Here is a 23,717-nt window from a genome sequence, read left to right on the forward strand (position 1 = left end):
TCTGGCTCGCTGGGGAACTCCATGGAAAACGCCGCCGCCCTCATGCAGGACACGCAGACGCAGGTGCAGGTTGAGACCGAGGAATTCAAGCTGGAGATGCTGGACTGTGGTCCTGCCTATGCCTTTCAGGACACCGGCAGCGTGTGCTTCAGCTGCGTGTGTGGCTCCTGCCTCTGCGGCACCCCGTCGAACGCCTGAGTCGCGAGCAGGCACGGTGTCCGTGCGGTGAACAGCACGCCACGCTAGGGGCGCGAAGCTCTTCCTGTGTGCGCGCACCCGGGAGAGTCCTTGTCCAGGCTGGATGATGTGCCCGTGCTCGGGGTGGGGATTGGCTACCGCCCCGAGCTGCGTGATCAGCAATTGAAGTTCATGGATCGCATCGACTGGTTCGAGCTGATCGCCGACCGGTATGTGCGCTCCGTGCCCGAGAGCTTCGAGCGCGCGTTGCCGATGCTGGACACGCATCCGCTGGTGCCGCATGCGCTGGAGATGTCCATTGGCACCGCGGGGCCGCTGGACGTCGGGTACTGCGAGGAGGTGGCCGAGCTCACCCGGCTCGTCCGTGCGCCCTTCACCAGCGATCACCTGTGCCTGACGCAGGCGGGGGGCATGGAGCTGGGGCAGCTGACGCCGCTGCCCTTCACCGAGGCCGGTGTCCGGCGGTGTGCCGCCAAGACGCGGCAGGTGCAGGAGATCGTCGGCCTCCCGTTCCTGCTCGAGAACATCACCTATCCCTTCGCCTTCCGGAGCCCCATGGGCGAGGCGGAGTTCATCACCCGGGTGGTGACGGACGCGGACTGTGGGCTGCTGCTGGATCTGGCCAACCTCTTCATCAACTCCCAGAACCACCGCTACGACCCCTATGCCTTCCTGGATGCGCTGCCGCTCGAGCGCGTCATCCAGGTGCATCTGGCGGGGGGCGAGCGGCGCGCCGGGCAGTGGATTGACAGCCATAGCCAGCGCGTGGACGCGCACCCCGAAGTCTGGAGCCTGCTGGAGTACCTGGTGCAACGCACGCGGGTGCGGGCCATCCTGATCGAGCGCGACCAGAACTTCCCCGAAGAGTTCCAGGAGATGCTCCAGGACCTCCAGCGGGCCCAGGAGATCCTCCACCGCGCCCACCATGTCCCTGTCCGCAGGCCGGTGAGGGACGCGGCCCCGGCATGGCCCGAGCGCCCCACCGAGGCCCTGCCCGTGGACGCGCCGGAGTTCCAGTCCGCGCTGGCCCGGGTGCTGGTGGAGGCGGGGCTCGGGCGGCGGTTGGTGGCCAACCCCCAGGCCGTGGGCGAGGAGCTGGGCCTCCAGCCGGAGCAGACGGAGGCGCTCGTCGCGGTGGGGGCGGAGGCGCTCACCACGTTTGCCCATGATCTGGCGAGCAAGCGGCTCATGCTCGTGGGCAAGATGGCGCCAGCGAGCTGCCGGTGGTTGCAGGCCAGGAAGCTATGGCATGAGCTCGCGCACCGGTTCGTGGACGAGTACGCCCCGCGTCACTCCCCCGAGTTCGTGAACCGCACGGTGCGGGATGCCTTCTGGTTCCTCCAGCTGCTCGAACGGACGGCGGAGCAGCGTCCCGAGCTGCGGGCACCCCTGGCCGACATCGTTCGCTTCGAGCGCGTCCAGCTTGAGCTGTCGTCGAAGGCCGTTTCCGTCCAGAGCGCGCTGGACTTCCGTCGTGCCTACGAGAGCCGTCCCGCTCCGAGCCTCGAGGAGGTGCTGGCCGCGCGGCCCGTCACCGGGCCCCACATCCGGGTGGAGCGCTTCGAGTGTGACGTCACCGGGCTCGTGCGGCGCATCAACGAGGGCCAGGCCGTGGAAGACGCGTCCCCGGGCAAGCCCACGGTGGTGCTCTTCACCAAGGCGCCGGGCTTCCGCAACGTGCGCCACCTGGCCATCAACGAGCGGACACGACGCCTGCTGGAGCTGTGCGATGGGACCCGCACCACGGCGGAGCTCGCCTCGCTGCTGTCGCCCGCGACGGGGGCGCTGCCCTTCGTCGAGGCCCTCCGCCGTCTCTACGAGCTGAATGCCCTCACCTTCGCCGCGGCGGCGAGCTGATCCGCTCCCGCGCGCCACCTGGAGAGCCTCGTGCGCATCTGTGCCATCGTGAAGTATCCCCCCATCCAGGGGGGCGTGAGCGCCCAGTCGTATTGGATGTGCCGTGCGCTGGCCGAGGCGGGCCATGAAGTCCATGTGGTGACCAACGCGGACGAGGTCGAGGACGACTACCGGCTCATGCTCACGGCCGATGATCGCTCCTGGTTGGAGCCGACCTTTGGCCAGGGACGGGTGCGCGTCCACCGGACCGAGGCGCACTCTCCGGCCTTCCTGCACGTGCCCCAGAGCAATCCGTTCCTCGGCAAGCTCGCCGGGCTGGCCACGGAGGTCATCCGCCGCCACGGCTGCGAGGTCATCTTCAGCTACTACCTGGAGCCCTATGGCGTCGCGGCGCACCTGGCCTCGTCCTGGACGGGCGTGCCGTACCTGGTGCGCAACGCCGGCAGCGACCTGGGCCGGCTGATGAACCGGCCCGGCCTGGGCACCACGTACCATGAGGTCCTCCGGCACGCGCAGGGCGTCTGTGTCGGCAACCCCCTGATGTTCATGGGCATGGGGGTGCACCCCGACAACATCTACCGCGGCGTGCCCCCGGATCTCATCCGCAAGTGCTTCAGCCCCGACGTCGAGCCGCTGGACCTCAATGGCTATCTCAGCGAGCTGGTCCGTGATCACCCCCACCTGGTGAACAACCCGCGCCCGATGGATCCGTCGCTGCCAGTGATTGGCATCTACGGCAAGGTGGGCGTCGTCAAGGGGACGTATGACTTGCTGAGCGCGCTGGGCCTGCTGCGCAAGGAGGGGTTGCGCTTCAACCTGGTGGTCCTGACTCGCGGCCGCAGGACACTGCCCTTGCACAAGGCCATCGAGGAGCAGGGCCTGGCGGAGCAGTCCTGGGTGTTGCCCTTCGTCGCCCACTGGAAGGTGGCGCGCTTCATTCGCGCCTGCCGCGCGGTGTGCTTCCTGGAGCGCGATTTTCCAATCACCTTCCATGCGCCCACGGTGCCCAAGGAGGTGCTCGCCTGCGGCACCTGCCTGGTGCTGTCGGGAGAGGTCGCCGCCAAGCAGCCGTTCCGCGAGCGCCTGGTCTCCGGGCAGAACGTGCTCCTGGTGCCCGACCCGAAGGTGCATGGCGACCTGGCGGCGGCGCTGCGCCGGGCCATCGAGGATCCGGCCGGCGCGCGAGCCATCGGCCTGCGCGGCCTGGAGCTGCTGGAGGGGCTGCCGCAGAGGGATCTCGCCGCCGAGTACACGCGCCTCTTCGAGGACGTCCTCGCCCGGCACCGGGGGCAGCCGCGGAACATGACCGCGGCCGAGCGCGGCGTGCCCGCGGACCGCACCGAGGCCCTGCGGCGCACCGTGCCCGTGCTGCTCGAGGTCCTGGGGGAGCGTGCCGACGCGATGCTCCAGGCCTTCCTGGAGGCCCACCCGGAGGTGCACGCCAACCCCTTCGTCGACGCGGTCGCGTTCTGCCGGTGGATCGGCTCGGCTCAGGGCGTGGAGCCGTCCCTGGCGGAGGCTGCCCGCTGGGCGGGGCTGATCGCGTGGATGGGCCACTTCAGCCCCGAGGATGGGGCGCAGCCGCCGTTCGACGTCCCGGACCTCTGGGAGTCGATGAAGGCAGAGGTCCCCGCCGAGCGGCTTCGGGCCCTGGTTCCGCTGCGCAGCAGATGGGTGCGGATGGAGCGCTTCAGCGCCTTGCCGCCCGGGGTGCTCGGCGCGGGGCAGGGCTCAGGGGGCGAGGCGACGGTGCTCTTCCACAAGCGGCCCAACCTCTACGGGCACCACTTCCGGGTCAATCCCTTCACCGCGGAGCTGGTCTCGCAATGTGACGGGGAGCGCACGGTGGGGGAGCTGATTGAAGGCTACCGGCGACGGCACGAGCGCTCCGCGGATCAGGTGGAACGCGCCGTGCTGGAGGCACTCGAAAGGTTCCATCGCGAGGGCCTCGTGATCTTCACCGAGAAGAGACCGGCCGCGCACGCGGAGGCGTGAAGAGGAGCCTCCTGTGTGTGGGATTGCTGGCATCTTCGGTAGGCCGGATCGTGCGCTGCTCGAGCGCATGACCCAGCGGATCAAGCACCGGGGTCCGGACGGGCAGGGCACCTGCCTGGTCGGGCATGCGGGCCTGGGCAGCACGCGGCTGAGTTTGCTCGACTTCGCGGGTGGAGCGCAGCCCATGTCCGGCGAGGGCGGGCTGACGCTCGTCTTCAACGGCGAGCTCTACAATCACGAGCAGGTGCGCCGCGGCCTGGAGCGTGAAGGCCAGCCCTTCCGGACGCGCGGCGACACCGAGGTGCTTCTCCACGCCCTGGAGCGGCGGGGGCTGGCCTGCCTGGAGGACCTCGAGGGCATGTTCGCCTTCGCGGTGTCGGACGGCGAGCGACTCACCCTCGCGCGTGACGCCTTTGGCATCAAGCCGCTGTACTACGCGCTCGTGGATGGGGGCCGCCGGCTCCTGTTCGCCTCGGAGCTCAAGGCCCTGCTGGTGGACCCGGCGCTGCCACGAGAGCTGGACCGTGCCGCCCTCTTCGAGTGGGCCACCTTCCGCTTCCTCCTCGGGGAGCGCACCCTCTTCAAGAGCGTGCGACAGGTCCCGCCCGGAGGCACGCTCGAGGTCTCACTCCGACCGGATGGCATGCTCGAGCTGCGCGCTGGCCACCACAGCGCGCCACGCCCGCTCACCCTGCCCACGCGCGAGGAGGAGCGGGTGGCCCTGTTGGTAGAGCGGCTGACAAGCTCGGTGCGGCAGCAGCACGTGGCGGATCACCCGGTGGGCCTTTTTCTCTCCGGTGGGGTGGACAGCTCCGTGTTGTCCGCGCTGCTGGCGCGAGAGGGCGTGCAGCGGCTTCACACGTTCAGCCTGGCGGATGATGCGGAGCACCTGGATCTTGATGTGAGCAGGCGGCTCGCTGAGCGTTTGGGCACCACCCATCACGAGTATGTCTTCAGTGCCGCCGAGCTGCTCGAGACCTTGCCTCGCTCCATCTGCGCGCTGGAGGGGCCCGCCGAGCCCACCATCGTCGAGTCCGCCGCGCCGCACATCCGTCACCACGTCAAGGCGGTGCTGTGTGGAGATGGGGCCGACGAGCTCTTCGCGGGCTACATGACCCACGCCACGCCGGGCCCCTGGGTGAAGGCCTGCGCGGAGAACTACAACCGGATGATCCGGACGGGCGAGGTGCCCGCGGACGAGTGTGCCTCCACCAAGGCGACGCTCCGCAAGCTGGTCACCCCTCAGTCCGACGCCGCGTGCGAGGCCTTCTACCGGTTCTTCCTGGAAGGGCAGCTCACGGACGGGCACTTGCGCGTGTGGGATCTCGGCTCCATGGCGAGTGGCCTGGAGGTGCGGGTGCCCTACCTGGACAGGGAGATCCGCGACCTGGCGCTCTCGCTACCTTGGGAGCAGCGCATCCGGGGGCGGACCTACAAGGCGCTCCTGCGCGCAGCGGCCCGCAAGGTGTTGCCTGACTCGATGGCCGCCGAAATCATCGAGAGACCCAAGCTCGCGGCCCCCTCCGCGGTCCGTCGTACGGCGGAGGAGCTCAACCGCGTGGCTCGGGAGCTGTTGTCGGCTGAAGGGCTGGCGCACCACGCCCTGCACAGGTATTGCGCCGCGCCAGCCCAGCGACTCTTGCTGGACCTGTTCGTGTATCTCTTCGTCGGCCATGGGGGAGCGCTGCCCGAGGGCTTCCGCTGGAAGGAGCTCTACACCGAGCACCGGCGCGAGCTGGAAGCGGCGCTCGAGGAGGCCGCGGGCAGCGCCAGCGCGTCACGGGCAACGGCGAGCTGACGATAGACGGACTGGGGCGCTGTTCGAGGGGCAGGGCCAGGAGGACGGCCCAACCGGGTTCGGCTCCTCCACACCCAGGCCACGGACCTGCCCACCATCCTCAAACTGCTCGCGGACGACGCCATCGCGCAGTCGCGCACCGACTACGCCGAGGAGGTCGTCACCGCCGACCCGAACAACGAGCTCATCGTGGGCGAGCAGGACGGCCAGGTCGTGGCCACGCTCCAGCTCACAGCCCAGCGCTTCCATGCGCGTCTGGGATTCATGGCGAGCCATGAGGGCATGAAGCGCTCTCTTTGAATGACTGCCGCGGCTGCACGATCGCCACCGGATCTATTTTTCCGCGCGCCTCCGCCTTTACGCGGCTCGCTGTGGATGCGCTGGGCCGGGTTGGAGATGGCGCAAGATGTGAGCGTGGCGCAGGACTTCGCGAGCATCAAGCGGGCCGCCGTGGCCGATGTGGAAGGTCTGCATGCCCGCTTCCACCAGGCGCTCGAGCTCGGCCCCCACGGCCTCGGGTGACTCCTCGAAAGGGGGCCGGATGGCGTGACGTGTCCGGAGGATGCCGCCCAGGAGGACTCCCGACGCGAGGAGATCTCCCACCAGCGCCTCGCGCGAGGTGAGCTGTACCGAGAGCGAGCCCGCCGTGTGTCCCGCGGTGTGCTTCACGATTCCCTCCACGCCGAACGGCGTCAGGTCTAGCGTCTCGTCACCCGAGAGTAGGATGTCCGGGTCGGCGGGCGTATAGGGTTCGTGGATGAGCGGCGTCTTCACGAACAAGCGGCCGAACCATCCGGTCGGGCAGAAGGTCATCGGAGCCTGCCCGATCAGATGCGCCCGCTCGGCCGCGTGGGCAACGATGGGAGCACCGGAGCGCTCGCGCAGCGCGGCGGCACCCCCTGCGTGGTCCACGTGGGCGTGCGTGACGACAATCAACTTGAGGTCCTTCCAACTGCGGCCGATCCTCGCCAGCGCTCGTGCAACCTTGCCCTCCGAACCCGGAAGTCCGGCATCGACGAGCACGCAGCCCGCGGCGCCCTCGACCAGATGGGCGTTGATGATGCCGAGCGGTAGGATGGGAACTCGAATGATTCGCGGAGCCTGCATGTCTCTTTCTTCTCCCTGGGGCGGCGAAATGAGTGCTCCCAAGCTGACGCGCCGAGGCGCGGGCACCTGTTCCATTCCGACGCGGCGGCTGGCCTGTGATGGAACACGTCACGGTCGCGGCGCCGCCCGAGGCGCTCATCGAGCGTTCCGTCAGGCTCGCGGAAAGCGAGCTCCTCTGGCTACGGCCCGAACCCTTCGCGGTGCGCTGCGAGCCGGAGCGCAAGCAAGGCGCGCTCAAGCTCCTCGTGGCGCTGGAAGGCAGCGGGACGGTTCGGCAGGTCGGCCGTCAATGCGTTCTGGAGCCAGGGACCTTCACGTGGCTTCATTCAGACGCCCCGTTCGAGCTGACGATGACGCGCGGCCGCCGGCTTCTCCTCAGGATGCCCGCCGAGCATGTGCGAGGGCGCCACCCCCAGGTGGACCTCCGGACGGCGGTGTCGCGCGGGCGGGACCATGCCGGAGAGCGCATCGTCGCGCAGCTACTCCAGGGGGTCGCACACGAGGGGCACGCGTTGTCCGCCCCGGAGTGTGCCGCCGCGGTCAACACCCTTCTGGAGGTGGTGGGCCTGTGCCCCCGCTCCGTGGCCCTCGACGCCACCCAGGCGAGAGTCGAGCGGGCTCTCGCGAGCATCGAGCTGCGACTCGGGGACCCGGGGCTACAGCCCGCCGACATCTCCCGGGAGCAAGGCGTCAGCCGGCGCTATCTCGACAGCCTCCTGCGGCGAACCACCGGGCGGACGCTGGCGGACTACACCCGCCTGCGCCGCCTGGAGCGGGCCGCCTACGATTTGCGAACCTGCCCTGACGCACTGACGGCCGAGGTCGCGGCCCGCTGGGGCTTCCGGGATGCGAGCCACTTCACGCGGCTGTTCCGGCTGCGCTACGCCACCACGCCGACGAAGTACCGCAGGCAGCGTGACTGAACCCCCGGGGACGGCATGTGCGAGGTGGGCCCCGGCGCGAGGGCCTGGGATGCGCGCATGCTCCAGGACGCGGGACGGCCACCGGTTGTGAAGGCGGCTAGACTCCTTGCATGCCCCCCATCACCTTCCGTCACGCCACTGCCAAGGACCTGCCCACCATCCTCACGCTGCTCGCGGACGATGCCATCGCGCAGTCGCGCAGCGGCTACGCCGAGGAGGTCGGCCCCGCGGTTCATGCTGCGTTCCAGGAGATCACCGCCGACGCGAACAACGAGCTCATCGTGGGCGAGCAGGACGGCCAGGTCGTGGCCACGCTCCAGCTCACGTACATCCCGGGCCTGAGCCGGGGCGGGATGCGGCGGGCGCTGGTGGAGGCGGTGCGCGTGCGCGCGGACCTGCGGGGACAGCGCCTCGGTGAGGCGCTGATGGTGGACGCCATGGAGCGCGCCAGGGCCCGGGGCTGCGGCTTGATGCAGCTCACCACGGACAAGCGTCGCCTCGAAGCCCAGCGCTTCTACGCGCGGCTGGGGTTCGTGGCGAGCCACGAGGGCATGAAGCGCCCTCTCTGAATCACTGCTGCGGCTGAACGGCGGCGGAGTCCATCCAGAACGGCTCCCACTGGTGACCATCCAGGTCCGCGAAGCTGCGCTGGTACATGAAGCCCATGTCCGTCTTCTCCTTGGTCTCCTTCGCGCCCGCCGCCAGCGCCTTCTCCATCAGCGCGTCCACGGCGGCGCGGTTCTCCTGGGACAGCGCAATGAGCACCTCCGTCGTCTTCGTGGCGTCCGCGACCTCCTTCTGGGTGAACGTCTTGAAGAAGGGCTTCACCAACAACATCACGTAGATGTCCTCGCTGATGACCATGCACGTGGCGTTGGCGTCGGTGAACTGGGGGTTGAACGTGTAGCCCAGCTTCGTGAAGAACCCGACCGCGCGGTCCAGCGACTCGACGGGGAGGTTGACGAAGATCTTGCTGCCCATGGTGCGTCTCCTGAGGGAGGAAAGAGGATGAGGTGAACGTCGCCTTCATCACCGCGACGAACGCGCCTCCGCGGGATCGACACCGGATTTATTTTCCCGCGCGCCTCCGCCAACCCGCCGGAATCACAGCACCTTGCCGGGGTTGAGGAGGCCCAGTGGATCGAGCGCGCCCTTGATCGCCTGGTGCAGGCGCAGCGTCTCCGGCCCCAACTGCGCGCCCAGGAAGCCGCGCTTGAGGGAACCCACCCCGTGCTCGCCCGTGATGGTGCCTCCCAGGGCCAGCGCCGCGCGCAGGATGTCGTCGAACGCTTCCTTCGCCCGCGCCAGGGCCGCCGCGTCCTTCCGGTCGAAGACCACGGTGGGGTGCATGTTCCCGTCGCCCGCGTGCCCGAACGTCCCGATGAGCACCCCATGCCGCTCCGCGATGCGCTCCACTTCGGCAAGCAGCTCCGGGATGCGCACGACGGGCACGCCCACGTCGTCCAGCAGCGTCGCGCCCCGCTGCTCCAGCGCGGGGAAGGCGAAGCGCCGGGCACCCATGAGGAGCTCGCCCTCGACTTCGTCGGCGGTGCTCATCACGGAGGTCGCGCCGGCCCGCTCACAGGACGCGACCATCAGGGCCAGCTCCTCTTCTCCCTGCGGACCTCCCGCGTCGGAGCGCGCCAGGAGCAGGGCCGCGGCTGCGACGTCCAGGCCCATGGGCTTCCAGGCCTCCACGGCGCGCACGGTGGTGCGGTCCATCAGCTCCAACAGGGAAGGGCGCGTGCGCTCCATGAGGTCGCAGACGGCGGTGCCCGCGCTCACGAGCGTCGGGAACGCGGCCACCAGCGTCGTCGCCTTCGGCGGCCGGGGCCGCAGCCGCAGTGTCGCCTCGGTGAGGACGCCCAGCGTGCCCTCGGAGCCGACGAAGAGGCGCGTCAGGTCATAGCCCGCCACGTTCTTCACCGTGCGTCCGCCGGTGCGCACCACGGTGCCGTCCGCGAGCACCGCCTCCAGGCCCAGCACCGCATCACCCGTCACGCCGTACTTCACGCAGCACAGGCCTCCCGCGTTGGTCGCCAGGTTGCCGCCGATGGAGGAGAACTCCCAGCTCGCGGGATCCGGCGCGTACCAGAGGCCCTGTTCCGCTGCGGCGGCCTTCACCGCGCCGTTGAGCGCGCCGGGCTGCACGACGGCCAGCATGCCGCGCCGGTCCACCTCCAGGATGCGGTTCATCCGCATGAGCGACAGGACGATGCAGCCGTCGCTCGCGTTCGCGCCGCCCGACAGGCCGGAGCCCGCGCCCCGGGGCACCACCGGCACGCGCAGCGCCGTGGCCACGCGGAGCGCGGCCTGGACCTCGGCGGTGGACGCGGGCCGCACCAACACACGCGGCATGCCCGAGGGCGCCCACTCCGCCTGGTCGTTCCGGTGCGCCGCGAGCACGTCCGGATCCGTGATGACCGCCTCCGCCGGCAACACCTCCGCCAGCGCCCGCTCCACGTCGACCGTCATGAACGCCTCCCTGGCTCCGGAGCGTGAACGCCGGGCTGCTCGCCCGTCATCCGTGCCCCGGCTCCGTGCCTCCAGCTTGCCCTCTGTCCGGGGCCGCTTCACCCGGAAGGCCGCCCTTCGCCAGAGGATTCAGGGGATGATGGGGCCCGGATGAAGACCCGAACAGACGCGGCGGAGCTCATCCGGACCCTGACGTACCTCGAGGGGCCACGGCCTGAAGCCCTGCCCGCGCGGCTGGCGAACCCCTTCCACGCGGCGCCTCCCGGCCCCTGGGGACTCCAGGCGGCGGAGGCCCTTCAGCAGCGGCTGCGGGAGGCCCCCGCGTACCGCGAAGCCTTGTGGCGGCCCCACAGCGGGAAGATGTTCGGCGTGCTGGTGGTCGCCGCGCCGGGCGGCCGGGTCGGGTTCCTGAGCGCGTTCTCCGGGATGCTGGGCGGCGCGTGGACCGTGGAGGGCTTCGTGCCGCCGCTGTTCGAGCCCCTGGCCCGCGACGCGTTCTGGCCCGCGGGCGAGGCGGAGCTGGCCGCGCTGGAGCAACGGCATGCGGCGCTGTCCCGGGAAGCCGAGGCCCTGCGAGCGCAGGGCCCCGTCCATTCGCTCCGGGAGGTGGAAGCGCGCCGGGCGGAAGTGGAGCACGTGCGCGCCGAGCTTTCGCGTGACCTGTGGCGGCAGGTGACGCAGGGCTATGTCATTCCCAATGCCCGCGGCGAAACCCAGACCCTGGCCGCGCTGTTCGCGCCCAAGCCTCCCCCCGGAGGCGCCGGTGACTGCGCGGCGCCCAAGCTGCTGGCGTATGCCTTTCGCCACGGGCTCACGCCGCTGGAGCTCGCCGAGTTCTGGTGGGGCGCACCGCCGCTGGGGGGCAGCCGGGAGTCCGGCGCGTACTACCCCGCGTGTGACAACAAATGCGGCACGGTGCTGCCGTTCATGTTGCAAGGCCTGGCGGTGGAGTTGCCGGCCCCCGCCGCGACGGTCAGCGCCGGGCCGCGCGTGCTCCATGAGGATCCGTGGCTCCTCGTGGTCGACAAGCCCGTGGGACTGCCCACGCTCCCCGGACGGCATGGGCCCGCGCGCGACTCGGTGCTCGTCCGGCTCCAGGCCCGGTTCCCGGAGCTGACCCCCGCCAGCTTCCTCCACGAGCTGGAGCCCGAGTCCTCCGGCCTCGGGGTCATCGCGCGGGACGCGGCGACGCGGGCCTCGCTCCAGCGCCAGTTCTCCCGTCGCGAGGCGGAGCACCGCCACATCGCCTGGCTGGACGGCCAGGTGGAAGCAGACGCCGGCACCATCGACCTGCCCCTACGCGGAACGGCCCACGCATCACTGGAGGGCTGCGTGGACGCACGCCACGGCAAGCGGACCCTGAGCACCTGGAAGGTGCTCCGTCGCGAGGCCTCCCGGACCCGGGTGGAGTTCGTGCCGACGACCCAGCTCCCCCACGCGTTGCGTATCCATGCGGCGCATCCGCTGGGGCTGGGACTTCCCATCGTCGGGGATGCGCGCCTGGGACGAGAGGACGCGCGGCTGATGCTCCATGCCGAGGCGCTGGCCTTCGTGCATCCTCGCACGGGTGAGCGTCTGTCATTCACGTCGCCCACGCCGTTCTGAAAGGCAGACCGGGTGGATTGTTTGATCAATCCAATGGGCCTCGGAGACCCAGGGAACAGGGGAGGGCGGGAAGGCCCTTCGTGAACAGAACCCCACCTTGGAGAGGAACCCCATGACACACGCACGCAAGAACCACCGTCCGAAGTCCATCATCGCGGGCCTGCTGCTCGCCGCGACGGCGCTGACCGGCTGCGGAGCGGACGACATCAAACGCAAGTACCAGGGGACGTACACCCTGGAGCTCCAGCTCGACACCGGCGCGAAGCAGTCGGAGGGCGACCTGGATGTGGGCTTCAACGTCTACAACGACGATGACGCCTTCATCACGATGAACAAGCTGCAGTGCTCCCTCGCCGCCACCTACGCGAACATCACCGAGCCCGGCGCGGAAGGCGGCGAGGTGGAGTACGAGGACCTGCGCGACGTGCGCCCGGATCAAATCCACGCATGCCCGGTGCCCGCGGAGCTCGGAGAGAACCTCTGGCTGGACTTCCGCCTGGGCAAGGGCCGCGTCCAGAACAGCCAGCTCACCATCGACTACTCGGGCACGGTGGTGCGGGGCACGTACGAAGAGGTCAACGCCGGCCAGGGCACCCGCGTGGGCTCCTTCGGCTACTCGTTCCTGGGCGACGAGGTCGAGGTGCCGTGAGCCTTGAGCGGCCTCGTCCTACTTGAGGGTCAAGAGCGTGCCCGCGACGATGAGGGCCACGCCCAACCCCAGCCGCCAGGACATCGGCTCCTTGAGGATGAGCACCGCGAACGTCACCGTGAGCGCCAGGCTGAGCTTGTCGATGGGCGCCACGCGTGACGCCGGGCCCAGCTGCAGGGCCCGGAAGTAGGCCAGCCACGACAGGCCCGTCGCCACCCCCGACAGCGTGAGGAACAGCAGCGTCCTGCGGCTGAGCGAGGGCAGGGCGTGCTGCTCTCCCCGTGCCAGCGCGATGCTCCACGCGAAGACGAGCACCACGACGGTGCGCAGCGCCGTGGCGAGCGTGGAGGGCACTCCCTCCACACCCACCTTCGCCAGCACCGCGGTCAACGCCGCGAACACCGCGGACAGCAGGGCATACATCCACCAGGTCATCGCGGCGCTCCAGCGGCGGGTCGGAAACAGCCCACCGTCTCTGCCTCGCGCGGAGCTCCCGCGCAATCTCGCCGTCCGCCGCGCGACACCCGGTGTGGCCTCCGCCAACGTCCCCCTCCGTCCCCCGTCGCGGTCGGCGTCGGATGCCATGCAGCGCCCCGGACCCCTCCTGGCAGGTGATTGCGCGATTCCCGTGTTGCGCGCATACCCGGGGTTTCGCGGAAAGGGGGGACGCGGTCTTGCTCCAACTCAAGCCGGAACCCGAAGCCTGGATGCCGCTGTCGGGCGATGCGGAGCGCCACGCGCTGGACCATCCGTGGCCGTCATCCGAGCGGGACTGTGTGCGCTTCGTCGTCGACGACGCCTTCTTCCGCCTGGAGCACGACGCCCGTCTGGAGCTCTACCGCGACCTGGCGGAGCGGATGCTCGCCGTGTTCCGCGTGCTCACCCCGCCCGGCGGCTGGCTCTACGCGCTGGACCCGCGGCACCCCTGCTACCGCCTCTACCCGCACGTCCGCTTCGAGGCCGGCGCGACGCTCCAGGAGATGACCGGGCTCTACACGCGCGAGCACATGGAGCAGGTGGAGCGCGGCATCCACCCTCGGTCGTTCGAGCCGCGCTGGGCCATGGACGTCCACCCGGCGGGGGACCCCGAGCACCTCTTCGCGCCGCCGGACTTCCACTTCGTCTTCGCGGCGCGCTACCGCGTGGGCAACTTCGACGGGCTGGAGGCCCCGGGCCGTGGCCCCATCGAGACGGAGACCTACGAGCTGCTGGGACGCCGCCTCATCGCCGCCGTGGACCGCGACCCGCCGGCGCTCTTCCAGCGCGCGCGCAGGCTGGGGCCTGACGACTGAGGCGCAACGGGAACGTCAGGCCGGGCGCGTCACTGCGCGGGGACGGGGCGCGCCCTCGTAGTAGAGGCTGGCCTGCCCCTCGCCGTAGACGACCAGCACCCGGTCGTTCTCCTCCAGGAGCCCCGACGTCTTCTGCGTGACCTTGCGGACCAGCGTGTCGAGCTGCGCCGGACCCTGCTTGCTGCTGGCCCGGACCGTGACGACTGGCATTCGGTGTTCCGCTCCTGGTGACCCCCCGCGACGGACAGGAGGGCCCGCGTGTCATAGCCAACGGAACACTTCGTTGACAAGTGCGCGCTGCCACGGTGGATAGGGTCCCATGCTCCACCTCGCTCGCGCATTGCTGGTTATTTCACTTGCCCTGGTCTCCACCTCCGCCAGCGCGCAGTCGCGCGTGCAGAATGACCTGCGGGGCCACGTGTCGCCCACGCCCGCATGGCTGCCCCGGGGCGTGTTCCTGGGCACGCAGCTCAACAACGGCGCGGTCATCCCCAACGTGCGCGTGCTGTGGGAGCTCACCCTCTTCCAGGACCGCAAGGACGCGTGGATCGTCGTCCTGGAGGGGGGAGTGGGGTGGGCGGCGTCGCTGCCCGACACGGCGCTGGAGGGCTTCCTCCTCCCGGTGTCCTCCTACTACGAGCACACCGTGCAGGCGGGCTTCGGCTACCGCAACCACCTGCCGGGCAAGGTCCACTGGGGCTTCCAGGTGACGGCGGGCCCCACCTTCTATGGCGCCCACTTCACCACCCAGCCCCCGGACCGCCGCACCGCGGGCACCGTCCAGGGCCGCTTCCAGCTTGGCTACCAGCTGGAGCGGGACGTGGGCGTGGGGCTCGCCCTGGGCTACTCGGAGCCCTTCGGCCTCAAGAACCGCAGCTTCGCGCGTGATTTCGTGGGTGGCGTGAACCTCGGATTTTTCGCGGATTGGCGGTAGAGGCGCGGTACACTCCGTGAGCGAGGGCGGCCCCGCCTGCCGGTGCGGGCCGGGCGCCGCGTCCCCGTTCACGTTCCATGGCCGAGCTGCTCAGTGCCCACGTCGCGCGCTTCCTGCGCAACCGCGAGGACTTCGAACGGGGACTCCCCGCCGCGGTCCTCCTCTTCACGCCTCCCCTGGGCGGGGTGCCCCCTGCCGACCTGGAGGACTACCCGCTGCGCACGGTGACCAACGCCGGCCCGCCGACGCTCGGCCAGGACGAACCCGTCGTCTTCCCGCTGCTCAAGTCCCAGGGCAACGCCTTCGGCCGGGGCATCACCGTGGGGCGCACCAGCAACAACGACGTCGTCCTGGATGACGGCAGTGTGTCCCGGTTTCACGCGTGGTTTTCGCGGGACGCGGGGGATGCGGGGTTTCTGCTGACGGATGCGGGCTCGAAGAACGGCTCGTACGTGGCCGGGGGCCGGTTGTTGGCTCGCAAACCCACGCCGGTGGAGGACGGGGTGCGGCTGCGCTTCGGTCAGGTGGAGGTCAGCTTCTACACGGCGGGCGGCTTCGCACGCCTGCTGGCGGTGCGCCTGCATCCCTGAAGCCTTGCCACGTCTTCGGCGGCCTGCGTAACGTGCGGAGTCACCCTCTAGGCACGGATGGAGCGTTCGCGGTGGCCTTGACCACAGAAGCCTTCGGGCTGACCGATGTCGGCCGGAAACGGCAACACAACGAAGACGCGATGATGGTGGACGCGTCGCTCGGCCTGTTCATGGTCGCCGATGGCATGGGCGGACACGCCGCGGGTGAAGTCGCCAGCGCGCGGGCCACGGAGGTCGTCAAGCAGCACATCGCGGCCAACCGGCACCTGCTCAAGGACCTGGCGCAGAACCCCACGGCGGACAGCCGCTCCGCCGCCGCCGCGCTGGTGGAGGTGGCGGTGCAGCGCGCGTGCGCGGACATCTACCGCACGGCGATGACGGACGCGTCCAAGCGCGGCATGGGCACGACGTTCGTGTGCCTGGCCGTGGGCGGCAACAAGGGCGTCATCGGCCACGTGGGCGACAGCCGCGTGTACCTGGTGCGGCACGGGCAGTGCCACCGGCTCACCGAGGACCACACGCTCGTCGCCGCCCAGCTCAAGGCCGGCACCATCACCAAGGAGCAGGCCGCCACCTCGCAGTACCGCAACGTCATCACCCGCGCGGTGGGCATCCAGGAGTCCGTCCAGGTCGACACGCTCATCGTGGACCTGATGCCCGGCGACGTGTTCCTCCTCTGTTCGGACGGCCTGCACGGCTACATCGAGGACGAGGAGATTTTGCCCCTGGTCGCGGGGCTGCAGCCCGGGGACCTGCCGCGCAAGCTCGTGGAGATGGCCAACGAGCGCGGCGGCAAGGACAACATCACCGCCGTGGTGGTGAAGGTGGCCGGTGACAGCGCGGCGCTCGCCAGCGAGGAGACGAGCGAGGCGCAGTCGCGCATGGAGGCGCTGCGGAAGATCCCGCTCTTCCGCCACCTCACCTACAAGGAGCAGACGGCGGTGCTGTCCATCGCCACCACGCGCACCTACCCGGCGGGCCGGGAGATCGTCGTGGAGGGGCAGCCGGGCGAGGAGCTCTTCGTCGTCATCCGGGGCCGGGTGGCCATCGAGAAGAACGGCGTGGAGATCGCGGAGCTGCGCTCGGGCGGGCACTTCGGCGAGATGGGCCTCATCGACAACGCGCCCCGCTCGGCCACCGTGCGCGCCACGGAGCCCACCCGGACCATGGTCATCGCCCGCTCGGATTTGATGGGGCTGATGAAGCGCGAGGCCATCCTCGCGGTGAAGATGCTCTGGAGCTTCGTGCAGGTGCTGAGCGACCGGCTTCGCGCCACCAACTCGGAGTTGAGCGAGGCCCGCCAGGAGCTGGCGGTGGCGCAGGCCATCCAGCCGTTCGCGGAAGACTGAGTGGGGGCCCCCACCGGCCCCCGGGGCGTCCTCAACAGGACGCTCTGGAATTTCCCGGGGGAAACCGTCGTTGGGGGGCCGGCCGGCGAGTAAGGTCCCGGCCGCGTACACATGCGCAAATGGGTCTTCATCGCGGTGGCCGCCGTGCTGGCCATCACCGCCCTCGTCCTGGGGCCCCGGTGGGGCGCTCCGGCCGCGCGTCCCGTGTCGCCCGTCTCCGCCAGCTCCATCCGCCAGGGGATGCCCGCCTTCAACCCCGTGGGGGTGTCGTCCGGCGAGCAGCAGGGGCTGACGCTCACCGGGCGCGTGCTGGACGGCAACGGCCGGCCGGTGGCGGACGCGGAGGTGTCGCTCGCGGCGTCGGCGGAGCGGACGCTGACGGACGTGCGGTGCGACGAGTGCGGCCTGGCGCTGCTGGCCTGCACGGCGCATGAGACGGCGCTGCACACGCGGGCCTTCTTCGAACAGCAGCAGGGCTTCCTCACGGCGCGCGCCACGGTGCGCACGGACGCGGAAGGCAGGTTCCGCTTCGAGCACCTGTCGGGCGTGTCCTTCACCGTCTGGGCGCGCTCCGCGGGGCTGGGCGTGGCGCTCAGGGCCCGGGCCGCGCCGGGAGAGCCGGTGGAGCTGTACCTGCCGCCCCTGCGGAGCATCACCGGCACGGTGGTGGATGACTCCGGCCAGCCAAGGCCCGGGGCGCGCGTGCGGGCGGTGTCGCGCAAGGTGCCGCTGCCCTTCGAGGCCGTGGCGGGCGCGGGCGGGGCCTTCATGCTGTCGGGCCTGGGAGAGGGGCCCTTCTACGTGCTCGCGGACGCGGAGGGCTTCCAGCCCGCGGTGGCGCAGCAGGTGGAGGCGGACTCGCGGCCCTTGCGCCTGAAGCTGACGCCGTCGCGCACGCTGGAGGTGCGCGTGACGCGCGACGGGGCGCCCGCGGCGGCGACGGTGCGCCTGCGGGGCGACCACCTGACGCGCCGAGGTGCACACGGAGGCGCAGGGCGGGCCGGTGCGCTTCAACGGCCTGTACCCGGACGAGGTGGTGGTGACGGCGGAGGCGCCGGGCTTCGGCTCCGCGCCCCGGACGCTCACGCTGTCGCAGCGGGTGACGCAGGTGACGCTGGTGCTGGAGGCGGCGGGCCGGCTGCTCGTCACGGTGGTGGACGAGGAGGGCCAGCCGGTGCCCAACCCGCAGCTGCTCTTGCGCACGGTGGCGGGCGACCTCATCCGCCGCGACGCGGTGCCCACCGGGGCGCTGGCGGAGCTGGGGCCGCTGGCGCCGGGCGAGTACGTGCTGGAGGGGCAGGCGGAGGGCTTCACCGCGGCGCAGCTTCCCGCGCGCGTGGCCCAGGGCGAGACGCCGCTGGAGCTGGAGCTGGCGAAGGCCACGGTCATCCGCGGGCAGGTCATCGACGAGTACGGCCGGCCCGCGGCGGGCGTGTCCGTCCTGGTGCAGCCCACCGGCGAGGTGGTGAACGCGGGCGAGGACGGGCGCTTCATGGCGCAGGTGCCCATGCCCGGGCTCTACACGCTGCACGCGCACCACTCCGAGTGGGGCGGCGGCAGCGTGCAGGCGACGGCGCCCGCGACGGACGTGACGCTGTCGCTGGAGGCGAAGGCGGGCGCGGACGTGACGGTGTCCAGCGGCGGCCGGCGGGTGGAGGGCGCGGACGTGGTGATGTGGGCGGATCCGGAGAACATCTTCCGCAGCGACCGTCCCTCCGGGCCGGACGGCGTGGTGCCCATGCGCGGGTTGCCGCCGGGCACGTACCAGTTGATGGCGTCGCATCCGGAGTACCTGCAGTCCGGGCCCAGGTCGGTGACGGTGCAGGACGGGACGAGGCAGCAGGTGACGGTGGAGCTGGAGCCCGGCGCGCAGCTCACGGGCGACGTGGTGGACGAGGACGGCCAGCCGGTGGTGGGCGCGGCGATGAGCGTGTCGCCGCGCGTGACGGAGCCGACGCAGTCGGACTCCAGCGGCCACTTCGAGTTCCGCGCGCTGCGGCCGGACCGCTCCTACGCGGTGGAGGCGCGCCACGCGAGCTACGAGGTGATGGAACGTCCGATGGCCAAGCCGGGCGGGCCGCCGGTGCGGGTGAAGATGCGCAAGCGCTCCACGTTCCGGGGCCGCGTGGTGGACGACTCCGGCCAGCCGGTGCGCCGCTTCCGCGTGGACGAGCACGACGTGAACAGCCCGGATGGACGCTTCGAATTGCCGCTGTCCACGGCGGGAGACCGGCTCATCGTCGCGGTGGACGCGTCGGGGTACGAGCCCCAGGTGGTGGACCGCCCGTCGTCGCCGCCGGACATGGGCGACATCGTGCTGGTGAAGGCGCCGTCGGTGTCCGGCCGCGTGCGGGACGCGTCCGGCGGCCCGGTGCCGGACGCGGTGGTGACGTGCGACGTGTGCGACGGGTCGGTGCTGTCGGGGCCGGACGGCACCTTCTCGCTGGCGAGTCCTCCCTTCGTGCCGCGCTTCACGGTGTCCGCGCGCAAGGGCAAGGTGAGCGGCACGCAGGAGGTGCCGCGCGGGAGCACGGCGCAGGTGGAGCTGACCCTCAAGCCCGCGACGCACCTGACGGGCCGGGTGTACCTGGCGAACGGCCAGCCCGCGGCGGGCGCGCAGGTGGAGGGGCTCAACGCGGACCGCAGCGAGACGGTGTCCCTCATCACCGGCGCGGATGGCGCTACAGCGCGGACCTGGCGCCGGGCAGCTACCGCTTCGTGGTGGGGCCTCGCGGCGGCGTGGGCGAGCCGGCGGTGGTGGTGCAGGTGGCGGGCGCGGACATGACGTTGGACCTGGGGCCGGTGCCGGGGACGGGGTCCGTCACGGTGCTGCTCCAGCCGGAGCGGGGCAAGGCGCTGTGGGTGGTGCCGGGAGAGCTGGGCGCGGTGGGCAATCCGCCCACGGAACTGTTGCGCTCGCGCTATGCGCAGCTCGTGTACCAGCCCATGTCGGAGCGGGTGGTGGTGCAGGGCCTGCGGCCGGGCCGCTACACGCTGGTGTGGGGCTACTTCCACGCGGAGATGCCGGGGACGGGCCCGGTGGTGCGCGCGGTGGACGTTCCCTCCCAGGGTGAGGTGTCCCTGCGGTAGTCGTGTTGCGACCGGGCGGGCTGGCGCGTAAGGAAGCCGCATGGACGCATCGGCATTGAAGGGTCGCCGCATCATCGTCGGCGTGGGTGGCGGCATCGCGGCGTACAAGGCCTGCGAGCTGGTGCGTGAGCTGGGCCGCGCGGGCGCGGACGTGCGGGTGGCCATGACGGAGGCCGCGCGCCAGTTCGTCACCCCGCTGACCTTCCAGGCGCTCGTGGGGCACCCGCCGCTCACGGACTACTTCGACCCGGCGCAGGAGGGGAACTTCGGCCACCTGGACCTGGCGCGCTGGGGTGAAGCCTACGTGGTGGCGCCCGCGACGGCGGACCTCATCGCGAAGATCCGCGCGGGCTTCGGCGGTGACGCGGTGACGACGTCGCTGCTCGCCTTCAAGGGGCCGGTGGTGCTGGCGCCCGCGATGAACGTGGCCATGTGGGAGAACGCCCGGACGCAGGAGAACGTGGCGTCGCTGCTGGCGGAGGCGCGCTTCAGCACGGTGGGGCCGGGCGCGGGGATGCTGGCGTGCGGCGACGTGGGCTCGGGCCGGCTGGCGGACGTGGGCGCCATCGTGTCCGCGGTGGCGGCCAGGGTGGGCGGAGGTCCGCTCACGGGCAGGACGGTGCTGGTCACGGCGGGCCCCACGCGCGAGTACCTGGATCCGGTGCGGTTCATCTCCAATCCGTCCACGGGGAAGATGGGCCTGGCGCTGGCGCACGAGGCGCGAGCGCTGGGCGCGAAGGTGACGGTGGTGCTGGGCCCGGTGGGCGCGGTGGACCGCACGGGCCTGGAGGTAGTGGACGTGGTGAGCGCGGAGGACATGGCGCGCGAGGTGCTGTCGCGCGTGGAGTCCGCGGACGCGTTCATCGCCACGGCGGCGGTGAGCGACTGGCGCCCGGAGACGCGAGCCCCGCAGAAGGTGAAGAAGGGTGAGGGCCCGGAGAGCCTCAAGCTGGTGCGCACGCCGGACGTGCTGCTGGAGGCGTCGCGCAAGGTGGCGGGTAGGGTGAAGCGGCCGGTGCTGGTGGGCTTCGCGGCGGAGACGGAGCGGGTGGTGGAGCACGCGCGCGAGAAGCTGGAGCGCAAGGGGCTGGACGCCATCGTCGCCAACGACGTCACCGCCGAGGGCGCGGGGTTCGGCACGGACACGAACCGCGTGACGGTGATTTCGCGCACGGGTCCCGACCGCGTGCTGCAGGGCAGCAAGCGCGCGGTGGCGGGGGAGATCCTGTCCCTGCTGCTCGTGTCACCGCGCGGCTGAGCGCTTCGGCGTCATCAGCCGCAGCATCAGGCGCGCGAAGGCGTTGGGCGGCTGGATGCGAGTGTTCTGGAATGCGGCGAAGGACCAGACGCCGTCACGCTTCACGGCGACGGTGGTCTGGATGGAGCGCCGTCCCTTGGGGGCCTTGCGCTGCCAGCGCAGCTTGACGACGCCTTCGGTGTGGATGAGCGCCACGTCCGGCGCGAGGAAGCGCAGGGACTTCACCTCACCGTCGAGCGTGGAGCCGCGCAGGACACCGTCGAAGAGGGCCTGGTGGGCCTCCGCGTTGGCCTGCCGTCCCTGGAGGTGGCTGCCGTCGAAGGCGACGTAGTCCACGTCCTCCGTGAAGCAGGCTGCGTAGGCCTGGGCGTCACCCTGGTTCCAACATTCGTATAGGTGCTGCATGCGCTCCCGGATGGCGGCGGCTTCGGTAGCTGAAGACATGGGGACCTCGCTTTCTGTCCCCTGATTACGGCCCTGAAGGCCATCTCCACCAGTGATGGTCCATGATGGTTAGAATCACGGCCGTGAATCTCTCCGCCCTCGACCTCAACCTGTTCCTCGTGCTGCACGCAGTGCTGGAGTCCGGCAGCGCGACCGGTGCGGCGCGCGAGCTTCACGTCACGCAGTCGGCGGTGAGCAACGCGCTGGCCCGGTTGCGCGACGTGCTGGGAGACCCGCTGGTGGTGCGCAGCGGACGAGGGCTGGTGCCGACGCCGCGGTGTGAAGAGCTGCGGCCCTTCATCGCGTCCGCCGTGGGCCAGCTCCAGTTGGCGCTGGAGGGGGGCCAGGGCTTCAAGCCGGAGACGTGCACGCGGACCTTCACCCTGGCGGGCGCGGACCACCACGGTGTCTCCGACGTGCCGGTGCTCGCGGCGCTGTTCGCGAAGCGTCTTCCCGCCGCGCTCCTGCGCGTCGTGAGCATCGACTACCTCGTCGAGCGGGATGGCCTCACCACGGGCTCGGTGGACGTGGCGCTGGGCCCACCGGAGGCCACGGGACCGGGGTGCCACGCTGAACCGCTGTACACGGATGACGCCGTGCTGCTCGTGCGCCGCGACCATCCGCGCATCCGGGGCAAGACGCTGACGAAGGCGCTCTACAACACGTCGAAGCACATCGACCTGCACCTCGCGGAGGGGCGCCCGGGCATTGGTGCCCAGCAGCATGCCCGCATCCTCAAGGAGCACGGGCTCACGCGAGAGGTGGGGCTCGCCGTCCCGCACTTCTTCGCGGCGGCGCTGGCGGCGGCCCGCTCCGACCTGGTGGCCGGCGTGCCCCGCCGCGTCGCCCGAGCCTTCTGCGACATGCTGCCCCTGCGCACGGTGGAGATGCCGTTTCCCTCACCGCGCATGACCAAGTCGCTCATCTGGCACACCCGGACGGATGCGGACCCGGGGGCACGCTACTTCCGCTCGCTCGTCGTCGAAGCGCTCAGGGAATGACCTTGCGGAGGCGGTAGTCCGCGAAGACCTCGCGGAAATTCGCTTCCGTCTCGATGTGCCCCGGGAACCCGTGCCGGCGAGCCTTTGACGGATCCGCGAGGAAATCGAAGTTCGTCGAGAACACCGCGTGGGCATGACGCCAGGGATTGATGTCCTGGTACGGAGTGGGAGCGAGCCCGTGTTTCGCGACCATCGCGTCCCAGAGCGGCGCCTTGTCCGCCATGACGTCGACCAGTGACATGGGCAGGGGAGGGGCGACCTCCAGGTCGAACATGCGAGCGATCCTCGGCCACAGGTCGCTCCAGCGGAACTGGTCGCCGTTGTTGATGTTGAAGGCCTGGTTGGCGGCCTTCGGGCTCGTCGCCGCCCAGAGCATGGCGTGCGCCAGGAGTCGCGCGTCCGTGACATCCATGAGGATGTCGTACGCGGACGGCGGCCCGGGGAAGCGCAGCGGGATGCCCAGCTCCTTCGACATGGACGCGTACACCGAGATGGCGAGCCCCAGGTTCATCGGCGTGCCCATCGCGTAGCCGACCACGATGGAGGGGCGGAGCGCGGACCACGTCCACGCCTTGCCCTGCTGGCGCCGCTCCAGGAAGTCCTGCTGCTCCACGTTGAATTCGGGAGGCATGTGCGGCGCGTCCGTCTCCCGGGCGGGCGTCTTGAACGGGCCCAGGTGAGCGCCGTAGACCTTGTAGCCCTGCATCAGGTTGATGTGCTGGAGGTTCCTGGCGACGGGTTCCACCGCGTCCACCACGTTGACGAGCATGGCCACGTTGGGCGCCACCAGCTCCGCGGCCGTCGGCCGGTCCTGGAAGGCGGCGTAGAAGATGTGCGTCACCTGCGTCAGTTCGCCCAGCTTCTTGCGGCTGTCGTTCGCGTCGAGCAGGTCCACCGGGATGTAGCGAACGCCCTCCCGGGGCGCGCCTCCGCGACGCGACAGCCCGATGATCTCCCAACCTCCGAGCGCCTCCAGATGCTCGATGAGGTTGAGGCCGGCGATTCCTTGGGCCCCGACGACCAGGGCCACGTTCTTGGGGGAAGACATGGGGTTCTCCATGCGGCCCGACGTGGATTCGTTCCGGGGCCGCACGGGTCTAAGTAGGTCGCCAGAAGTTCTCTAACAAATCGCGGAGCCAGAAGCCCTCGGCG

Annotated in this window: 23 protein-coding genes and 1 pseudogene; 17 read left to right on the plus strand and 7 right to left on the minus strand. The window is 70.6% G+C overall.

Going from position 1 to position 23,717, the window contains the following annotated elements; translation table 11 throughout:
• The first annotated feature begins 21 nt into the window (after nucleotides 1-21).
• The 4 genes from ACLEQD_RS03395 (at nucleotide 22) to asnB (ending at nucleotide 5,848) form a co-directional block, all read left to right on the plus strand.
• On the plus strand, nucleotides 22-198 hold the full coding sequence (locus ACLEQD_RS03395) for a hypothetical protein (RefSeq protein WP_410381758.1): 177 nt from the start codon (nucleotides 22-24) through the stop codon (nucleotides 196-198).
• Between the two features lie 90 nt (nucleotides 199-288).
• Nucleotides 289-2,055 carry a DUF692 family multinuclear iron-containing protein gene (locus ACLEQD_RS03400; protein WP_410381760.1) on the plus strand — a complete coding sequence of 589 codons (1,767 nt, stop codon included), beginning with the start codon at nucleotides 289-291 and terminating at the stop codon, nucleotides 2,053-2,055.
• Between the two features lie 30 nt (nucleotides 2,056-2,085).
• Complete coding sequence (locus ACLEQD_RS03405) at nucleotides 2,086-4,050, plus strand: PqqD family peptide modification chaperone (protein ID WP_410381762.1); 1,965 nt, start codon at nucleotides 2,086-2,088, stop codon at nucleotides 4,048-4,050.
• A gap of 13 nt (nucleotides 4,051-4,063) precedes the next feature.
• On the plus strand, nucleotides 4,064-5,848 hold the full coding sequence (asnB, locus tag ACLEQD_RS03410) for an asparagine synthase (glutamine-hydrolyzing) (RefSeq protein ID WP_410381764.1): 1,785 nt from the start codon (nucleotides 4,064-4,066) through the stop codon (nucleotides 5,846-5,848).
• Nucleotides 5,849-6,205: 357 nt separating this feature from the next.
• Here asnB and ACLEQD_RS03415 read toward each other — a convergent pair whose 3' ends face one another.
• Entirely contained in the window at nucleotides 6,206-6,955 is a 750-nt protein-coding gene (locus tag ACLEQD_RS03415) for an MBL fold metallo-hydrolase (protein ID WP_410381766.1), read from the minus strand.
• A 98-nt stretch (nucleotides 6,956-7,053) separates the two neighbouring features.
• Between ACLEQD_RS03415 and ACLEQD_RS03420 the strand changes: the two genes are divergently transcribed.
• Both ACLEQD_RS03420 and ACLEQD_RS03425 read left to right on the plus strand, forming a co-directional pair.
• Nucleotides 7,054-7,878: a helix-turn-helix domain-containing protein gene (locus ACLEQD_RS03420; protein WP_410381768.1), complete on the plus strand. Its 825-nt coding sequence runs from the start codon at nucleotides 7,054-7,056 to the stop codon at nucleotides 7,876-7,878.
• Between the two features lie 110 nt (nucleotides 7,879-7,988).
• Nucleotides 7,989-8,447 (plus strand): GNAT family N-acetyltransferase, encoded by a 459-nt coding sequence (locus ACLEQD_RS03425; protein ID WP_410381770.1) that lies wholly within the window; start codon nucleotides 7,989-7,991, stop codon nucleotides 8,445-8,447.
• Between the two features lies 1 nt (nucleotide 8,448).
• On the opposite strand, the gene ACLEQD_RS03430 is transcribed toward ACLEQD_RS03425, so the two are convergent.
• Entirely contained in the window at nucleotides 8,449-8,859 is a 411-nt protein-coding gene (locus ACLEQD_RS03430; protein WP_410381772.1) for a VOC family protein, read from the minus strand.
• A gap of 123 nt (nucleotides 8,860-8,982) precedes the next feature.
• Nucleotides 8,983-10,353, minus strand: a complete 1,371-nt coding sequence (locus tag ACLEQD_RS03435) for an FAD-binding oxidoreductase (RefSeq protein WP_410381774.1) — start codon at nucleotides 10,351-10,353, stop codon at nucleotides 8,983-8,985.
• Between the two features lie 150 nt (nucleotides 10,354-10,503).
• On the opposite strand from ACLEQD_RS03435, the gene ACLEQD_RS03440 reads away from it, so the two are divergent.
• Together ACLEQD_RS03440 and ACLEQD_RS03445 are read left to right on the plus strand one after the other, a co-directional pair.
• On the plus strand, nucleotides 10,504-11,958 hold the full coding sequence (locus ACLEQD_RS03440) for an RluA family pseudouridine synthase (RefSeq protein WP_410381776.1): 1,455 nt from the start codon (nucleotides 10,504-10,506) through the stop codon (nucleotides 11,956-11,958).
• A 112-nt stretch (nucleotides 11,959-12,070) separates the two neighbouring features.
• On the plus strand, nucleotides 12,071-12,607 hold the full coding sequence (locus tag ACLEQD_RS03445; protein WP_410381778.1) for a hypothetical protein: 537 nt from the start codon (nucleotides 12,071-12,073) through the stop codon (nucleotides 12,605-12,607).
• Between the two features lie 18 nt (nucleotides 12,608-12,625).
• On the opposite strand, the gene ACLEQD_RS03450 is transcribed toward ACLEQD_RS03445, so the two are convergent.
• Nucleotides 12,626-13,042 carry an EamA family transporter gene (locus ACLEQD_RS03450; protein WP_171419266.1) on the minus strand — a complete coding sequence of 139 codons (417 nt, stop codon included), beginning with the start codon at nucleotides 13,040-13,042 and terminating at the stop codon, nucleotides 12,626-12,628.
• Between the two features lie 239 nt (nucleotides 13,043-13,281).
• Here ACLEQD_RS03450 and ACLEQD_RS03455 point away from each other — a divergent pair, with 239 nt between their 5' ends.
• Nucleotides 13,282-13,899 (plus strand): DUF2716 domain-containing protein, encoded by a 618-nt coding sequence (locus tag ACLEQD_RS03455; protein ID WP_410381780.1) that lies wholly within the window; start codon nucleotides 13,282-13,284, stop codon nucleotides 13,897-13,899.
• Between the two features lie 15 nt (nucleotides 13,900-13,914).
• On the opposite strand, the gene ACLEQD_RS03460 is transcribed toward ACLEQD_RS03455, so the two are convergent.
• Entirely contained in the window at nucleotides 13,915-14,109 is a 195-nt protein-coding gene (locus tag ACLEQD_RS03460) for a hypothetical protein (protein WP_120530191.1), read from the minus strand.
• A gap of 109 nt (nucleotides 14,110-14,218) precedes the next feature.
• Here ACLEQD_RS03460 and ACLEQD_RS03465 point away from each other — a divergent pair, with 109 nt between their 5' ends.
• The 7 genes and pseudogenes from ACLEQD_RS03465 (at nucleotide 14,219) to coaBC (ending at nucleotide 21,120) form a co-directional block, all read left to right on the plus strand.
• A complete protein-coding gene (locus ACLEQD_RS03465) occupies nucleotides 14,219-14,833 on the plus strand; it encodes a hypothetical protein (protein ID WP_410381782.1) in 615 nt (204 codons plus the stop codon).
• 77 nt (nucleotides 14,834-14,910) lie between these two features.
• Complete coding sequence (locus ACLEQD_RS03470; protein ID WP_410381784.1) at nucleotides 14,911-15,423, plus strand: FHA domain-containing protein; 513 nt, start codon at nucleotides 14,911-14,913, stop codon at nucleotides 15,421-15,423.
• Between the two features lie 71 nt (nucleotides 15,424-15,494).
• On the plus strand, nucleotides 15,495-16,772 hold the full coding sequence (locus tag ACLEQD_RS03475) for a Stp1/IreP family PP2C-type Ser/Thr phosphatase (RefSeq protein ID WP_043323281.1): 1,278 nt from the start codon (nucleotides 15,495-15,497) through the stop codon (nucleotides 16,770-16,772).
• 240 nt (nucleotides 16,773-17,012) lie between these two features.
• Nucleotides 17,013-17,618 (plus strand): annotated as a pseudogene (locus tag ACLEQD_RS03480) (carboxypeptidase regulatory-like domain-containing protein); the annotation flags it as partial.
• Between the two features lie 130 nt (nucleotides 17,619-17,748).
• Nucleotides 17,749-19,557 carry a carboxypeptidase regulatory-like domain-containing protein gene (locus ACLEQD_RS03485; RefSeq protein WP_410381786.1) on the plus strand — a complete coding sequence of 603 codons (1,809 nt, stop codon included), beginning with the start codon at nucleotides 17,749-17,751 and terminating at the stop codon, nucleotides 19,555-19,557.
• Nucleotides 19,512-19,862 (plus strand): hypothetical protein, encoded by a 351-nt coding sequence (locus tag ACLEQD_RS03490; RefSeq protein WP_410381798.1) that lies wholly within the window; start codon nucleotides 19,512-19,514, stop codon nucleotides 19,860-19,862. The genes ACLEQD_RS03485 and ACLEQD_RS03490 overlap by 46 nt, the downstream gene beginning before the upstream one ends.
• Before the next feature lie 40 nt (nucleotides 19,863-19,902).
• Nucleotides 19,903-21,120: a bifunctional phosphopantothenoylcysteine decarboxylase/phosphopantothenate--cysteine ligase CoaBC gene (gene coaBC / locus ACLEQD_RS03495; protein ID WP_410381788.1), complete on the plus strand. Its 1,218-nt coding sequence runs from the start codon at nucleotides 19,903-19,905 to the stop codon at nucleotides 21,118-21,120.
• Here coaBC and ACLEQD_RS03500 read toward each other — a convergent pair.
• On the minus strand, nucleotides 21,106-21,564 hold the full coding sequence (locus ACLEQD_RS03500; protein ID WP_410381790.1) for an SgcJ/EcaC family oxidoreductase: 459 nt from the start codon (nucleotides 21,562-21,564) through the stop codon (nucleotides 21,106-21,108). The two genes, coaBC and ACLEQD_RS03500, sit on opposite strands and share 15 nt — an antisense overlap.
• 83 nt (nucleotides 21,565-21,647) lie before the next feature.
• Here ACLEQD_RS03500 and ACLEQD_RS03505 point away from each other — a divergent pair, with 83 nt between their 5' ends.
• Nucleotides 21,648-22,565: a LysR family transcriptional regulator gene (locus ACLEQD_RS03505; protein WP_410381792.1), complete on the plus strand. Its 918-nt coding sequence runs from the start codon at nucleotides 21,648-21,650 to the stop codon at nucleotides 22,563-22,565.
• Here ACLEQD_RS03505 and ACLEQD_RS03510 read toward each other — a convergent pair.
• The gene (locus ACLEQD_RS03510) at nucleotides 22,555-23,613 is read right to left on the minus strand and encodes an SDR family oxidoreductase (protein ID WP_410381794.1); all 1,059 of its coding nucleotides are present in this window, start codon (nucleotides 23,611-23,613) and stop codon (nucleotides 22,555-22,557) included. The two genes, ACLEQD_RS03505 and ACLEQD_RS03510, sit on opposite strands and share 11 nt — an antisense overlap.
• Nucleotides 23,614-23,717: the final 104 nt, after the last annotated feature.

The organism is Corallococcus sp. 4LFB, from assembly GCF_046520365.1.
Lineage (GTDB): Bacteria > Myxococcota > Myxococcia > Myxococcales > Myxococcaceae > Corallococcus > Corallococcus caeni.

What these genes read in the sequence shown, in the direction of transcription:
- ACLEQD_RS03395 (WP_410381758.1), top strand. Translation starts at nt 22, where the DNA reads ATGGAAAACGCCGCCGCCCTCATGCAGGACACGCAGACGCAGGTGCAG.
- ACLEQD_RS03415 (WP_410381766.1), bottom strand. Translation starts at nt 6,955, where the DNA reads ATGCAGGCTCCGCGAATCATTCGAGTTCCCATCCTACCGCTCGGCATC.
- ACLEQD_RS03420 (WP_410381768.1), top strand. Translation starts at nt 7,054, where the DNA reads ATGGAACACGTCACGGTCGCGGCGCCGCCCGAGGCGCTCATCGAGCGT.
- ACLEQD_RS03425 (WP_410381770.1), top strand. Translation starts at nt 7,989, where the DNA reads ATGCCCCCCATCACCTTCCGTCACGCCACTGCCAAGGACCTGCCCACC.
- ACLEQD_RS03430 (WP_410381772.1), bottom strand. Translation starts at nt 8,859, where the DNA reads ATGGGCAGCAAGATCTTCGTCAACCTCCCCGTCGAGTCGCTGGACCGC.
- ACLEQD_RS03435 (WP_410381774.1), bottom strand. Translation starts at nt 10,353, where the DNA reads ATGACGGTCGACGTGGAGCGGGCGCTGGCGGAGGTGTTGCCGGCGGAG.
- ACLEQD_RS03440 (WP_410381776.1), top strand. Translation starts at nt 10,504, where the DNA reads ATGAAGACCCGAACAGACGCGGCGGAGCTCATCCGGACCCTGACGTAC.
- ACLEQD_RS03445 (WP_410381778.1), top strand. Translation starts at nt 12,071, where the DNA reads ATGACACACGCACGCAAGAACCACCGTCCGAAGTCCATCATCGCGGGC.
- ACLEQD_RS03450 (WP_171419266.1), bottom strand. Translation starts at nt 13,042, where the DNA reads ATGACCTGGTGGATGTATGCCCTGCTGTCCGCGGTGTTCGCGGCGTTG.
- ACLEQD_RS03460 (WP_120530191.1), bottom strand. Translation starts at nt 14,109, where the DNA reads ATGCCAGTCGTCACGGTCCGGGCCAGCAGCAAGCAGGGTCCGGCGCAG.
- ACLEQD_RS03465 (WP_410381782.1), top strand. Translation starts at nt 14,219, where the DNA reads ATGCTCCACCTCGCTCGCGCATTGCTGGTTATTTCACTTGCCCTGGTC.
- ACLEQD_RS03470 (WP_410381784.1), top strand. Translation starts at nt 14,911, where the DNA reads ATGGCCGAGCTGCTCAGTGCCCACGTCGCGCGCTTCCTGCGCAACCGC.
- coaBC (WP_410381788.1), top strand. Translation starts at nt 19,903, where the DNA reads ATGGACGCATCGGCATTGAAGGGTCGCCGCATCATCGTCGGCGTGGGT.
- ACLEQD_RS03500 (WP_410381790.1), bottom strand. Translation starts at nt 21,564, where the DNA reads ATGTCTTCAGCTACCGAAGCCGCCGCCATCCGGGAGCGCATGCAGCAC.
- ACLEQD_RS03510 (WP_410381794.1), bottom strand. Translation starts at nt 23,613, where the DNA reads ATGTCTTCCCCCAAGAACGTGGCCCTGGTCGTCGGGGCCCAAGGAATC.